Consider the following 14,082-nt stretch of genomic DNA (forward strand, 5'->3'; position numbering starts at 1 on the left):
ACGGATGGGCCTGCCGTCAGCCTGACGCTACGATCGTCGAATGCTTTCGCAGACCAGTGGCCTACTGCGCCAGCTCGCCGACAGCATGGTCGCCGACAATTCCTTGAGCGCGAACGTGCAGCAGCACGAGGACCAGGTTCGCTCGGCCGCCGAAATGGATCACCAGGTACGCGCGGCAAACCTGACTGATCTGCTGGGCGAAAGCGGAAATCCGCTGATCATGGTCACCCGCACGTTCTCGGCTGCTCCGCACATCGCGAACTGGACGCGTGGTCTCGACGCGACGTCCGTGACTTCGGACCTCACCACGGGTCGCTCGGTCGCCGAGGTGGCACTCCGGTACGGATTCGCTTCGATCGAGGCGGCGACCGAGGGACGGCCGGGTTTTCCGATCGAGATGATGACCAAAACACTGCGGGCCGAGCTCTCGCTCCCCCGGGCGTCAGCGGAGCGGGTGGCTGCCCACTTTGTCGCCGCCTACCTGCTTCTTCATTTCATCACGACCGCCAAGGAGAGTTTCTCGGCCGTGGCACTGCGCGAGAGTTGCGCGCAACTGGCGGGCGACGACGACCCGGTCACTCGTCTGGTGACGGCTCTGTGGGCATGATCATCGAATCGGGGCTCGTGCCGCGGTCCGCGGCGGAACCCTGTGCCGATCGGCTGATCGAGGGCCGGTACTTGGTGGGCGTCGCGGACGGAGCCACGCGGAAGTCCTGGGACACCGGCCCCGACGGGGCTACCCTGGCCGAAGCGATCGCAGGGCACCTGGCCGGCATCGCGCGAACCTGCTCCGCTCGTGAAGCCGTCGATTCGGCGACGGAAGTCGTGGAGAAACTGCTGGCCGCCGACGGAGTCGCGCCAGGATCGGGCTCGGCCGTGTCCTTCTGCGTACTGCACACCGAACGCCAGGAGGTGTGGCGAGTCGGCGAGGCGCGGATCATGCTGGATGGCGAGCCGGTGCGACCACGACGTTCCGGCGAGCGGATCGTCGCCGAGGCCCGCGCCCTCGTCCTCAGAGACAGATTGGCCGCAGGCGCCGCCGTAGCCGACCTGTGCGCTGAAGATCCCGGCCGCGCCGCCGTGCAGGAACTGCTCAAGGCACTGACCGGCTTGCGCAACCACCGAGACGACCCCGCGGGCTTCGGAGCGCTGGACGGCCGCCTGGTGCCGGACCGCTTCGTCGAAGTGATCCCCCTCCCGCGGGGCATCCGGGAAGTCGTGCTCACGACCGACGGCTACCCGGCGCCCGCACCCACATTGGCCGAGGCCGAGCGCCTGCTGGCCGAGCGTCTGGCGCGAGACCCGCTGATGATCGATCCGCCGGAGACGAAGGGGCTGCGCCCGGCCGCCAACTCGTTCGACGACCGGGCCTACGTGCGGCTCGGCCGCGTCACCCCAGCTTGAGCCACGCCGCCGCGGCCGGCGCGTCCCGGTGCAACCATTGGCGCAGCAACTGAATGGTGATGTAAAGCGGAAACGCCAGCTCACCATTGCTGCCGTAGCGGCGCTCGACGGCGTCCAGCGCTCTCAAGAGCCCAGGGACGCCGTCTTTCGGGTCGAAGCGTTCAGCTAGCTGGTCGTCGACGTAGCGCCGCTCCATTCCCCTCACCTTGGGCTCGACCGGCCCGAGCGAAGCCACCCCGTAGAACTGGGGTTTGCCACCCCAAGCGGTAACCCGGCAGTAGCCGATGATCTTGATGTTCTCGGGTCCGTGACGCTGGTCGCCACGGAGTCCCATCTCCTCGACCATCTCGCGCCACATCGTGTACTTCACGAAAGAACACAGGTCGCGGCACCGAGGCGGCGGCTCCGGCCGGCTCCGCCGCCGTCCCTCTTCGGCCACCAGGTCCTGCCAGTCGGCCGAACCACTACCGGAACCGATGATCAGGCCCCCGTTCATGATGTTCTTGTTGGCCTGCCGCTGCAGCAACAACCGCCCCTCGGAGATGGCCAAGACATCGGCGCCGATGTGGTTGGAGCAGGTGCTCAGCGGGAGCCGGGGAAGCGGCCCTCGGCCATCCGGGCCCAGATCCGGGAACTCCAGGTACTCGTGCGCCGCGTGGTGCTCGCGGTATTCATAAAGCGCCAGGCGGTTGGTCACGAGAAACGCCGAGTAAGTGGTCCGCCGGACTTTGGCTGTCGTGACGCCCACCTCAAGGTCCGACTCCAGGCGGACCTTGTCCTCGTCGAAGTCGAGGGTGGGAACCTTGAGCTTGCGCACCGTCTCGTGCTCCGCCGAAGGCGGACGCCACATCTTGTGCTGTTTCTCCAGCGTGATGAACGGGTCGGTCGTCAACTCGGCGTCCAGCAAGGGGTCGTGGACCGCTTGAGAACCTTCGCACTCGATCTTCTCCCACGAGTCATAAGGACTCTTGTAAGGGAGCTGCAAAGGTCTCTGCCGGAGCTTCGACTCGATGGTGAGGATCTTCTTGAGGTCCTTGTACACCTTCTCGGAGATGTCAATCAGCTCCTTGGCGGCAACGGCGATGGTCAGCCCGACAAGGATCCAGAACGAAGCCGAGCGCGGCACCAGTATCTCAACAATCAGGAGGAAGATGCCCACCGTCAGTTTCAACGGCCGCTGTTGCACGAAGGCCCATGCTCGCCACAGGCCGATCCGCAGTTGGATCATGCATACCTCCACCCCGCCCTCGCGCAGTTGCCGTCACAGTCGCCGAAACTGTCCAGCACGTTACGCAAAGGCGAACTTCAGGTATACAAACAAGGAATAGTCGCGGTTGTGCGGCGTCTTGGCAGCGGAGCAGCGACGTTCGACGGCCGCACAGCGCTAGACGTTGCGCCGGTACTGGCCCCCGACCTCGAAGAACGCCTCCGTGATCTGCCCCAGCGAGCACACCCGCGCGGCGTCCATCAGCACCCCGAACAAGTTGCCGCCGCGAGTCGCCGCCTCGCGCAGCGCCTTCAGGGCCTGCTGGGCTTCCTCGTGGTGGCGGTGCTGGAAGTCCGCCAGGCGGTCCAGCTGGGACTTCTTCTCGTCCTCCGTGGCCCGCGCGAGCTCGACCTCGACCTCGTCCTCCCCCGAACGCGGGTTGCGGAACGTGTTGACGCCGATGATCGGCAGCGAGCCGTCGTGCTTCTTGCGCTCGTACAGGATGGACTCGTCCTGGATCCTGCCGCGCTGGTAGCCCGTCTCCATCGCGCCGAGGACGCCGCCGCGCTCGGAGATGCGGTCGAACTCCGCCAGGACCGCTTCCTCGACCAGGTCGGTCAGCTCGTCGATGATGAACGAGCCCTGCAGCGGGTTCTCGTTCTTCGACAGGCCCCATTCCTTGTTGATGATCATCTGGATGGCCATCGCGCGGCGCACCGACGACTCCGACGGCGTCGTGATCGCCTCGTCGAACGCGTTGGTGTGCAACGAGTTCGCGTTGTCGTACAGCGCGCAGAGGGCCTGCAGCGTGGTGCGGATGTCGTTGAAGCTCATCTCCTGCGCGTGCAGCGACCGGCCGGACGTCTGCACGTGGTACTTCAGCTTCTGCGACCGCTCGTTCGCGCCGTAGCGGTCGCGCATCGCCACCGACCAGATCCGGCGAGCCACCCGGCCGAGGACCGAGTACTCGGCGTCCATGCCGTTGGAGAAGAAGAACGACAGGTTCGGCGCGAAGCAGTCGACGTCCATGCCGCGGGCGAGGTACGACTCGACGTAGGTGAAGCCGTTCGCCAGCGTGAAAGCCAGCTGCGAGATGGGGTTCGCGCCGGCCTCGGCGATGTGGTAGCCGGAGATCGAGACCGAGTAGAAGTTCCGCAGGTGGTGCTCGATGAACCACTCCTGGATGTCGGCCATCATCCGGAGGCTGAACTCGGTGGAGAAGATGCAGGTGTTCTGCCCCTGGTCTTCCTTGAGGATGTCGGCCTGCACCGTGCCGCGCACGTTCTGCAGCGTCCACGAGCGCAGCTCGGCGGCCTCGGCGTCGGACGGGTCGCGGCCGTGCTCGGCCTTGAACGCGTCGATCTTCTGGTCGATCGCGGTGTTGAGGAAGAAGGCCAGGATCGTCGGCGCGGGGCCGTTGATCGTCATCGACACCGACGTGTTCGGCGCGGTCAGGTCGAACCCGTCGTAGAGGGCCTTCATGTCCTCGACCGTCGCGATGGACACGCCCGAGGTGCCGACCTTGCCGTAGATGTCGGGGCGGGTGTCGGGGTCGTGGCCGTAGAGGGTCACGGAGTCGAACGCCGTCGAGAGCCGCTTGGCCTCGGAGTCGGCCGAGAGCAGTTTGAAGCGGCGGTTGGTGCGGAACGCGTCACCCTCGCCGGCGAACATCCGCGCCGGGTCCTCGCCCTCGCGCTTGAACGGGAAAACGCCCGCGGTGTAGGGGAAGTAGCCCGGCAGGTTCTCGCGGCGCAGGAACGACAGCAGCTCGCCGTCCTCGCCGTAGCGCGGCAGGGCGACGCGCGGGATCCGGTTGCCGGACAGCGTGTCGCGCCACAGCTGCGTGCGCAGCTCCTTGTCGCGGATCTTCACGACCAGCTCGTCCTGGCGGTATTCCTCGGCCAGCTCCCGGAAGCGCTCGAGGAGTTTTGTCGACTCGCCGTCCACATCGGACTCGGCCGCGGCGAGCAGCCCGTCGAGCGCGTCGGTGGACGCGTCTGCCTTGGACAGTTCCTCGCGCGCGAGCGACAGCGCGTTCCGCTTGCGGACCGCGGCGACCTGCTGCTCGGTCTTCGCGTGGTAGCCGCGTACGGTGTCGGAGATCTCGGCCAGGTAGCGGGACCGGTTGCCCGGGATGATCGTCGACGCGTCGGTCGAGACCTTGCCCTCCACCCGCGGCAGCGTCCCCGCGGACACGCCGAGGCCCCGCTCGGCGAGCATGCCGCGCAGGTGCTGGTACAGCGCGGTGACGCCGTCGTCGTTGAACTTCGCCGCGCTCGTGCCGTACACCGGCATGTCTTCCGGCGCCGAAGAGAAGGCCTCGCGGTTGCGCACCAGCTGGCGCGCGACGTCGCGGCGGGCGTCCTCGGCGCCGCGGCGCTCGAACTTGTTGATCGCGACGACGTCGGCGAAGTCGAGCATGTCGATCTTCTCCAGCTGCGACGCGGCGCCGAACTCCGGCGTCATCACGTACAGCGACTCGTCCACGAAGTCGACGATCCCGGCGTCACCCTGGCCGATGCCCGGCGTCTCGACGATCACCAGGTCGTAGCCGGCGGCCTTGCAGGCCAGGATCGATTCGCGCAGCCCGGCCGGGATCTCCCCCGACGTCGTGCGCGTGGCCAGCGAGCGGAAGTACACTGGCGAGCCGTCGAGGCAGTTCATCCGGATGCGGTCGCCGAGCAGCGCGCCGCCGCCCTTGCGCCGCGACGGGTCGACCGCGAGCACCGCGATCCGCAGCTTGTCCTCCTGGTCGAGGCGGAAGCGGCGGACCAGCTCGTCGGTGAGCGACGACTTGCCCGAGCCGCCGGTGCCGGTGATGCCCAGAACCGGCACCGTCCGCCCGCTCGCGGCTTCGGTGATGCCGTCGAGCAGCTCGGCGGGCAGCCGTTCGGCCGCCAGCTGGGTGATGACCCGCGACAGCGCCGGGACGTCCCCGGAGAGCACCTTGTCGAGCGCCGGGCCCTCGGCCGCGAGGTCGGTGTCGCAGGCCTCGATCATCGAGTTGATCATGCCCGGCAGGCCCATCTCGTAGCCGTCCTCGGGCGAGAAGATGCGGGCGACGCCGCGCGAGTGCAGCAGGTCGATCTCCTCGCGCACGATCACCCCGCCCCCGCCGCCGAAGACCTTGATGTGGCCGGCGCCGCGCTCGCGCAGCAGCTCGACCAGGTACGAGAAGTATTCGACGTGCCCGCCCTGGTAGGCGGAGATGGCGACGCCCTGGACGTCCTCGGCGATGGCGGCGGTGGCCACCTCGTCGACCGAGCGGTTGTGCCCGAGGTGGACGACCTCCGCGCCCTGAGACTGGAGGATCCGCCGCATGATGTTGATCGATGCGTCGTGACCGTCGAAGAGGCTCGACGCCGTCACGAACCGGACGGGGTGCACGGGACGGTACAGCTCGCTGCTCATCCCTCAAAAATACTTTGGCTTCCTACTATTGGAAACCCGAGGACCAGTGACACGGCTCTCAGCGCCGCTCGCGACAACCTTGACAGTGCTCAGCTTGGGGCTATATTTAACGGAGAAGTTAATTAACAAGGTGCTGAAATGACGATGCCCGTGGACCACCTGAGCCGCACGTTCGCGGCGCTCGCCGACCCGACCCGGCGGGCCATCCTCGCCCGGCTTTCGGCGGGCGAAGCGACGGTGAACGAACTCGCCGAGCCGTTCCCGATGAGCCTGCCCGCCGTCTCGCGCCACCTGAAGGTGCTGGAGCAGGCCGGGCTCATCACCCGCGGCCGCACCCGCCAGTGGCGGCCCTGCCGGCTGGCGGCGAAACCCCTGGAAGACGTCGCCGACTGGGTGGCGCGCTACCGCCCGTTCTGGGACGACGGGTTCGACCGCCTCGACGAGCACCTGCGCACCCTGCGCGCGGCGGGCGGGGGCGAGGATGCCTGAGCTCACCATCACCCGGGTCTTCGACGCGCCCCGCGAGCTGGTCTTCGCCGCGTGGACCGACCCCGACCAGCTGGCGAGCTGGCTGGGGCCGCACGGCTACACCGGCTCCGCGGTCACCCTCGCCACCCGGCCGGGCGGCGCCTGGCGGGCGTGCATCCGCTCCCCCGAGGGCGACGAGCACTGGATGCACGGCACCTACCGCGAGATCACCGCGCCCGAGCGGCTCGTGTTCACCTTCACCTGGGACACCGAGGGCGACATGCGCGCCGAAACCCTAGTGACGATCGACTTCGCCGATCTGGGCGGCAAGACGGAGATGACCTTCGTCCAGACCGGTTTCCCCACCGTCGCCGACCGCGACGGCCACCGCGGCGGCTGGACCTCCAGCTTCGACGACCTGGCCGGCTTCATCCACCACCGAGGAGAGGAAGACCGATGACCGCGACCCAGCACGCCCTGCCCGAGATCGTCTCGCCCGAGGAATGGCAGGCCGCGCGCGACGCACTGCTCGTCAAGGAGAAGGAGCACATGAAGGCGGCCGACCACCTCGCCGCCGAACGGCGCCGGCTGCCGATGGTGCCCTTCACGAAGCCGTACGTGTTCACCTCGGCCGAGGGCGAGAAGAGCCTGCTGGACCTCTTCGAGGGACGGCCGCAGCTGATCGTCTACCACTTCATGCTGCACCCGGGCGAGGAGGCGGGCTGCCCCGGCTGCTCCCTGCTCGTGGACAACATGCCGCACCTGGCGCACCTGCACGACCGGGACGTGACGCTCCAGGTCGTCGCGCCCGCGACGCTGCCCGAGATCGAGCGGTACAAGACCCGGATGGGCTGGGACGTGCCGTTCGTGTCCTCCTACGGCAGCGACTTCACCGAGGACTGCGGCGTCGGCATGGGCTTCGGCGTCAGCGTGTTCCTCCGCAACGGCGACGACGTCTACCGCACGTACTTCACCACCGGCCGCGGCGGCGAGATGTTCCTCGCTTCGCACCGGTACCTCGACATCACGCCGCTGGGCCGCCAGGAGGCGTGGGAAGAGGAGAGCCGGGGCGACGACGGCCCCGGTGCCTGGTGGCGCCGCCACGACGAGTACTGAAGTTTCCCCGGCGGGCGTGTCCGGTCCGCGAGCGCGGCTCCGACCTGCTGGTGACACGAAGCACGAGGAGGCGGAAATGCGCGAGCTCATCCACATGGTCCACACGTCGCTCGACGGCTGCGTCGAGGGCCCGGACGGCGAATTCGACTGGCCCGTGATGGGCCCCGAGCTGTCCGGGTACTCGCGGGAGCTGAGCGCGCGGTGCGGCGAGTTCGCCTACGGCCGCAAGGTGTGGGACATGATGGCGGGGTTCTGGCCGGACGCCGAGTCGATCTCGGACGACCCGCACGACATCGCCTTCGCGCCCGTCTGGCGCGAGACGCCGAAGGTCGTGTTCTCGCGGACGCTGGAGAAGCCGGGCTGGCACACCCGGGTCGTCGGCGGCGACCTCTCCGCGGCCGTGGCGTCGCTGAAAGCAGAGCCCGGGCGCGACCTGCTGCTCATGGGCGGCGCGGAACTGGCCGCCGCGCTGACCGCGCAGGGCCTGATCGACGAGTACCAGGTGTTCGTGCACCCGGTCGTCCTCGGCGGCGGCAAGCGCCCGTTCGCCGAGGGCACCGCGCGGCTCGGCCTGCAGCTGGCCGGGTCGCGCACCTTCGACGGCCGGGTGGTGCTGCTGCGGTACCGCCGGGCGTGACGGGCGCCGGGCCCGGGGCGTTTCCCGGGCCCGTGCGGCGTCAGCGGGCGTTCGCCGCCCGCAGCGCGATCCACTGCCGCATGGCGTACTCGACCAGCGTGATGAGCGTCTGCTTGGTCGACTCGCGGTCGCGCGCGTCGCAGCGGACGATCGGGATGTTCGGGTCGATCGACAGCGCCTCGCGGACGTCGTTGATGTCGTGCTCCAGCACGCCGTCGAACGTGTTGACGCCGACGATGTACGGCAGCCCGCGGTCCTCGAAGAAGTCGATCGGGGCGAACGAGTCCGCGAGCCGGCGCGTGTCGGCGAGCACCACCGCGCCGATCGCGCCGCGGACGAGGTCGTCCCACATGAACCAGAACCGCTGCTGGCCGGGCGTGCCGAACAGGTAGAGGATCAGGTCCGCGTCCAGCGAGACGCGCCCGAAGTCCATCGCCACCGTGGTCGTCGACTTACCCGGCGTGTGGTCGAGGTTGTCGACGCCGACGCTGGCGTCGGTCATCATCGCCTCGGTGGTCAGCGGCACGATCTCCGACACCGACCCGACGAAGGTCGTCTTCCCCGCTCCGAAACCGCCAGCCACCACGATCTTGGCGGATGTCATGGTCGGGGGCGCGGTGTCCCGCGGTGCCTTATAGCCGACGGAGTCCACTCAAAACCCTTTCCATCAACACCAGATGTGCCTCGGCGCCGTCATTGCCCGTAATCGTCTTGTGCACCGTGACCAGCCCTGCGTCCGCCGCGTCGCTGATCAGCACCCGGGCCACCCCGAGAGGCACCCGCAAGGCCGACACGATCTCGGCGACCGAACGGGGGGTCCGGCACTCTTCCATGATCGAAATGCACTCGATCTGCTCCGCGGCCACTTCGGGGAAGCCACCGGTGGCAGCGTAGTCCTTCGCGGAGATCAGTGTCTCCAGCTCCAGGGCGTAGTTTGCCCGGGTGCGTCCGCCGGTCAGCGCGTAGGGCCGGACAATGGCCGTCAGCTCCTCCGGCGCGGGCGGCTGTTCGAACACCGCGGGCATCACGAACTCGCCGCTGGGCGGCCCGGGGTCGAACAAACCCCCAGGTCGCGGGCTGTCCCCGTCGGTACTGCCGGGTGGAGAGACTAAAGAGGTCACGTGATCTCCTTGGTCGGCCGACGGCGCGGGCGCCGGCGGTTCCGCGGCCGCGTGCGCACCGGCGGCCGGGGGTGGCGGGGACTCCTTGCTCTTCTTGCGCTTCCGGCGGGCACGGCCGGAATCCAGCGTGAACCCGTTGAGGACGTCGGCGAACGTGCCGTCGTCCCCTCGCCCGGCGGGGTACTGCCCCTCGGGTGGTTCGCCGTCGAATCCGGACCCCGTGCTCATCGCGCCATCATCCCACCGGTTCGCCGATCAGCGACCCACCGGAGCCCTGAAGCTGGGCGCGCAGCTCCGGGGTGAGGATCTGGCCGACCCGGTCGACGAGCATCGTCATCTCGTAGGCGACCTGGCCGATGTCGCAGTTGGGGGCGGCGAGGACGGCGAGACAGGACCCGTCGCTGATCGACATCAGCACCATGATCCCGAGCTCCATCTCGACGACGGTCTCGTTGACCGCGCCGGCCTCGAAGCAGCGGGCGGCGCCCTGGGTGAGGCTGACCAGGCCCGAAGCGACCGCGGCGAGCTGGTCGGCCCGGTCCAGCGGGAGCCGGTTCGACGCGGTCAGCAGCAAGCCGTCCGCCGAGACGACCACGGCGTGGGCCACTCCCGGCACCCGCTCCGCGAAGTCGTTCACCAGCCAGCCGAACTGGTTCTGTGTCGGCTGGGCGCTACTCGGCGAGTTCATTCACCCTCCAGTGTCTCGTGGTTGGTCTCGGCCGCCTGCGCGGTGCGGTGGCGTCCACGCTCGATGCCCTGCTGGAAGCTCCGCAGGCGGCCGCGCACGTCGTGCGCATCCCGTTGTGGTCGGGGGGCCGTGGCCCCGGTGGGCGGTCCGGCGCTGCCCGGAAGCAGCTGCTCCCCGCGACGGCGCCGGGGCAATCCTGCCGAAGTGAAAGTGGCGGGTGTCGACTGGGACACCGCTTGCACCGCCCGCCAGCCGTCATCGGTCCCGAAGTTCCACTCGGCGGTGGCTTCGACGGCGGAGGTTTCCTCGCGCGGAGCCGGGGTTTCCGGGGTCTCCGGCGCGGCGCCGCGCCGGGTGGGCAGCGACGACGGCGGTGTGCTCGGACGGCCGTTGGCGGTGACCTCGGGTGCCGGGTTCGGCTGCCCGTTCGGCTGGGGCGCGGCGTCGCCGGACCGCGGCGCGGTCGGGCTGTGCAGCCCGTTCGACGGGGCCGCGGTGCCACCGGACTGCGGCGCGGCCGGGTTCGGCTGGGCCTGGCCCGGGTGGGCGAGACCATTCGGAACCGCGGGTGACTGGCGGCGGGGTTGCGGCAGGCCGTTCGGCTGGGGCTCGCCCGGGTGCGGGAAGGCTCCGGAAGGCCGTTGGCGGCCTGGCAGCGAGGCGGGTGCGCCGTTCGGCCGGGGGGTGCCCGCCTCGGGTGAGCCCGACGGCCGAGGTGCCTCCGGTCCCGCACCCGCCTGCGCGGCCGGGGAACCCGCGACCTGCTGCGGTGTGCCCGGCTGGGTCGCCGTCGGCTCATCCGCACCCGGCTGGTGCGCGGCCGGGGAACCGGCCTGCCGTGCGGCCGAAGACCCCGCCGCCTGCTGCGGTGCAGCCGCCTGCTGAGCCGGGGTACCGGTCTGCTGCGCCGGGGCGCCCGCTGCCTGCCCCGCCGTACCCGGCTGTGCTCCTCCGGTCGTGGGCTGCTCCGCGCCACCCGGTCCCGGCTGGGGCTTGGCCTGGCGGGCCTGCTGGCGGCCGCGGGTGACGCCCTGCTGGAAGCTGCTCAGCCGTCCCCGCACATCGGCCGGGTCGCGGACCGGGAGTTCCGGGCGGGACGGGGCCGGCGTGGGGGCGGCCGGGGGCGGGACCGCGCTGCCCGGCATCAACTGCTCGCCGCGGCGGCGGCGGGGAAGACCCGCCTCCGTGAAGGCCGTCGGGGCCGCCTGGGAACGGGCCTGGACCGTGCGGAAGTTCTCGTCGCTGGCGAAGTCCCAGCTGCGCCGCTCCTGCGGCTCGGCTTCCGCCGGCTCCGCCTCGGCCGGTTCCTCTTCGGTGACCGAGGCGGCCGACGCGGCCGGGGTGGCCGGGGTCGCCGGCTTGTCCTCTCGGAACCACGCCGACAGCATCTCGTCGAAGATCGGCGTCGTCTCGGAACGATCCGGCGCCGGCGTCGGCTCTGGCGCAGGGGCGGGCGGGGTCGCCGTCGCCTGCTGCCACCAGTCGCTCAGCGTCGTTTCGTTGGCGGAGAACAGGTCCTTGCCCGCGGGCAGCTCGTCCGGCTTCGGCGGCTGCGTCGGCACCGGCAGCACCGCGGGCAGCGTCGGGCGCGGCGGCGGCGGGGTGTCGTCGTCCTTCGGGAGGGGCGCGAACAACGCCGTCCCGGAGATCTCCAGATCCGACGGCGGGCGCACGGCCGGGCCGTTGCCGCTCAGGCCCGCGAGGTCGCTCGCGGACGGCCAGCGCTCCTCCCCCATCGCCGGCTGCTGCGGGACGATCGGGCGCGGGCGGGAGTTGCCGTTGACCTGGCGGCGCGGCAGCTGGTTGCCCGCCGCGGGGCTGGCCGGGTGCTGCTGGAGGGCGCCGATCGGGCCGGTGGCCGGGCCGTCGGTCACCGGCATCACCAGGTCCGCCGGGACGACGACCGTGGCGCGGACGCCGACGATGTCCTTGCCGCCGTGCAGCGACACCCCGATGCGGTGCCTGCTGGCCAGCCGGCCGACGACGAACAGGCCCATCCGGCGCGAGGTGGCCAGGTCGACCGACCCCGCCTCGGTCAGCCGGGTGTTCGCCTCGGCGACCTCGGCCTCGTTCATGCCGATGCCCTTGTCGAGGATGTCGATGTTGAGCGAGCCGTCCTCGCCCAGCCGCGACGCCACCGTCACCGAGGTCTCCGGCGCGGAGAACGCCGTGGCGTTGTCCAGCAGCTCGGCGACCAGGCGCATCAGGTCGCTCGCCGCGTAGCCGACGATCCGCGCCGGGGGCGGCGGCTGGACCTGGACCCGCTGGTACTGCTCGATCTCCGACACCGCGGCGCGGAGCATGTCCGTCGTGCCGACCGGCTTCCCCGACCGGCGGCCCGGCTCGGCGCCCGAGAGCACCATCAGGTTCTCGTTGTTGCGCCGCATCCGGGTGGCGAGGTGGTCGAGCTGGAACAGCGTCGCCAGCTGGTCGGCGTCCTCCTCGTCCCGCTCGAGCTGCTCGATCAGCTGCAGCTGCCGCTGGACCAGGCTCTGGCTGCGCCGCGAGAGGTTGACGAAGACGCTGCCGTACCCGGTGCGCATCGCGGCCTGCTCGGTCGCCAGCCGCAGCGCCTGGTGGTGCACCTTGTCGAACGCGCGCGCCACCTCGCCGACCTCGTCGTCGGTCTGCACCGGGACCGGGCGGACGTCGGTGCCCTGCGCGCGGCCCTCCTGGATGTTGCGGACCGCCTCCGGCAGCGCGGTCTCGGCGACGTCGAGGGCGCTGCGGCGCAGCACCTTCAGCGAGCGCAGCAGCTGGCGGGTGATGAGGAAGACGACCGCGACGGCGAGCACCATCGCGGCGAACAGCAGCACGGCGAGCAGGCCGGCGCCGCTGCTGGCGTCGTCGACCAGCTCCTGCGACGTCGCCGACGCCGACGCGCCCAGCCGGTCGGCGACCTGCCCGATCTGCGTGCGCATCGCGCCGGACGCGGCGTTCCAGTCCTGGGCCGACAGCGTGCGGAAGGCGTCGTCGACCGCGCCGCTCGGCGCGTTCAGCACCGACTCGACCATCCGCGCGCGGCTCTGCGCCTGCGCGCCTTCGGCGATGGCCGCGAAGTCGCGCTGCAGCGTGTCGCCCGCCGCGGACCGGAAGTCGACCAGCCGGTCGCCGAGCCGCAGCTCGGCGGCGCGGAGGGTGGCGAGCTCGCTCGGCGACAGCCCGGCGCGGGCGATGCCGAAGGACACCAGCGCCTGGCTGACCGACACCTGCTCGCCCGCGACGAGCAGCTCGTGCAGCCCGGCCGGGGTGCCGCCGAGGGTGCCGTCGCCGGCGCCCGCGGTGGCCGCGGTGTCGAGCGCGATGAGCGGCTTGGCGAGGTCGGAGAACGCCGTGATGGCCTGGCCGGGGTCGAGCTGGCCGCCGTCGACCTGGCGGCGCAGGAAGTCGAGGTTGCCCAGCTGCGAGGTGGCGGCGCCCGCGGCGCCGGCCACACCCGGCTCGATGGCGGCCGCGCGGGCCTGCGCGGCGGTGAACGGGGCGACCGCCGCGTCCGTGGCCTGGCGGGCCTTCGCGAGCTCGGGGGTCCCGCCGACGGTGCCCTCGGTCAGCATCGCCGCGGTGACCGTGCGCTCCTGCTGCAGCGCGCCGGTGAGCGCGCGCACCTGGCCGCCGAGCGCGACGAGCCGGTCGAGCCGCTGGTACTCGTCGGAGCGGCCGACCTGGGCCGCGATCGTCGTGATGCCGAGCACCATCGCGATGACGATGGGGACGACGGTGACGGCCGAAAGCTTGACGGGGAGGCTCCAGTCGCGCCAGTGCACGAGCGCGTGCCAGGCCGCCTTCCCCTTCGACCGCCGGGGTGCTCGGCCGAGCAGCTCCCCCACGGGCACCTGACCTTCTCCTGCAACGGTCACGTGAGTGACTCCCTGTCCGGCGTCATGGATCCGCGTCGGCGGCGCGGCGTGCCGGCTCGAAGCGGGTGCCCGGACGGCCGCGCCGCCCGCACCATGCCACTTCGCCGTCGCCCTCGCTCGCCCCCGGCAGCCCGGCCGTCCGCGCGCCCGTCTCCGGGCAGGCACCGCCCCGA

The 14,082-nt window shown here is 70.7% G+C and carries 12 protein-coding genes; 6 read left to right on the plus strand and 6 right to left on the minus strand.

Translation table 11 applies throughout. From position 1 onward, the window contains the following. Positions 1-40: 40 nt before the first annotated feature. Entirely contained in the window at positions 41-607 is a 567-nt protein-coding gene (locus H4696_RS20865; protein WP_086861528.1) for a hypothetical protein, read from the plus strand. Continuing rightward, positions 598-1,404: a hypothetical protein gene (locus tag H4696_RS20870; RefSeq protein WP_086861527.1), complete on the plus strand. Its 807-nt coding sequence runs from the start codon at positions 598-600 to the stop codon at positions 1,402-1,404. The genes H4696_RS20865 and H4696_RS20870 overlap by 10 nt, the downstream gene beginning before the upstream one ends. Here the strand turns inward: H4696_RS20870 and H4696_RS20875 are convergent. Both H4696_RS20875 and icmF read right to left on the minus strand, forming a co-directional pair. Beyond that, a complete protein-coding gene (locus H4696_RS20875) occupies positions 1,391-2,632 on the minus strand; it encodes a hypothetical protein (protein WP_086861526.1) in 1,242 nt (413 codons plus the stop codon). The two genes, H4696_RS20870 and H4696_RS20875, sit on opposite strands and share 14 nt — an antisense overlap. Before the next feature lie 156 nt (positions 2,633-2,788). Then, complete coding sequence (gene icmF / locus H4696_RS20880) at positions 2,789-6,022, minus strand: fused isobutyryl-CoA mutase/GTPase IcmF (protein ID WP_086861525.1); 3,234 nt, start codon at positions 6,020-6,022, stop codon at positions 2,789-2,791. A gap of 144 nt (positions 6,023-6,166) precedes the next feature. On the opposite strand from icmF, the gene H4696_RS20885 reads away from it, so the two are divergent. The 4 genes from H4696_RS20885 to H4696_RS20900 all read left to right on the plus strand — a co-directional run bounded on the left by H4696_RS20885 (position 6,167) and on the right by H4696_RS20900 (position 8,243). Then, positions 6,167-6,511, plus strand: coding sequence for an ArsR/SmtB family transcription factor (locus H4696_RS20885; protein WP_086861531.1), 345 nt, complete (start codon positions 6,167-6,169; stop codon positions 6,509-6,511). Continuing rightward, positions 6,504-6,950: an SRPBCC family protein gene (locus tag H4696_RS20890; RefSeq protein WP_086861524.1), complete on the plus strand. Its 447-nt coding sequence runs from the start codon at positions 6,504-6,506 to the stop codon at positions 6,948-6,950. The genes H4696_RS20885 and H4696_RS20890 overlap by 8 nt, the downstream gene beginning before the upstream one ends. Next, positions 6,947-7,606, plus strand: a complete 660-nt coding sequence (locus H4696_RS20895) for a DUF899 domain-containing protein (protein WP_086861523.1) — start codon at positions 6,947-6,949, stop codon at positions 7,604-7,606. Before H4696_RS20890 ends, H4696_RS20895 begins: the two co-directional genes overlap by 4 nt. 76 nt (positions 7,607-7,682) lie before the next feature. Beyond that, a complete protein-coding gene (locus H4696_RS20900) occupies positions 7,683-8,243 on the plus strand; it encodes a dihydrofolate reductase family protein (RefSeq protein ID WP_086861522.1) in 561 nt (186 codons plus the stop codon). Positions 8,244-8,283: 40 nt separating this feature from the next. On the opposite strand, the gene H4696_RS20905 is transcribed toward H4696_RS20900, so the two are convergent. The 4 genes from H4696_RS20905 to H4696_RS20920 are packed head-to-tail and all read right to left on the minus strand — an operon-like array spanning position 8,284 to position 13,885. Next, positions 8,284-8,847, minus strand: coding sequence for a GTP-binding protein (locus H4696_RS20905; RefSeq protein ID WP_086861521.1), 564 nt, complete (start codon positions 8,845-8,847; stop codon positions 8,284-8,286). 28 nt (positions 8,848-8,875) lie between these two features. Next, a complete protein-coding gene (locus H4696_RS50245) occupies positions 8,876-9,592 on the minus strand; it encodes a DUF742 domain-containing protein (protein ID WP_225955758.1) in 717 nt (238 codons plus the stop codon). Positions 9,593-9,599: 7 nt separating this feature from the next. Next, complete coding sequence (locus H4696_RS20915; protein WP_086861520.1) at positions 9,600-10,052, minus strand: roadblock/LC7 domain-containing protein; 453 nt, start codon at positions 10,050-10,052, stop codon at positions 9,600-9,602. After that, on the minus strand, positions 10,049-13,885 hold the full coding sequence (locus tag H4696_RS20920; RefSeq protein WP_192783053.1) for a nitrate- and nitrite sensing domain-containing protein: 3,837 nt from the start codon (positions 13,883-13,885) through the stop codon (positions 10,049-10,051). The genes H4696_RS20915 and H4696_RS20920 overlap by 4 nt, the downstream gene beginning before the upstream one ends. Positions 13,886-14,082 lie beyond the last annotated feature (197 nt).

The organism is Amycolatopsis lexingtonensis (genome assembly GCF_014873755.1).
In the GTDB taxonomy this organism is placed as follows: domain Bacteria; phylum Actinomycetota; class Actinomycetes; order Mycobacteriales; family Pseudonocardiaceae; genus Amycolatopsis; species Amycolatopsis lexingtonensis.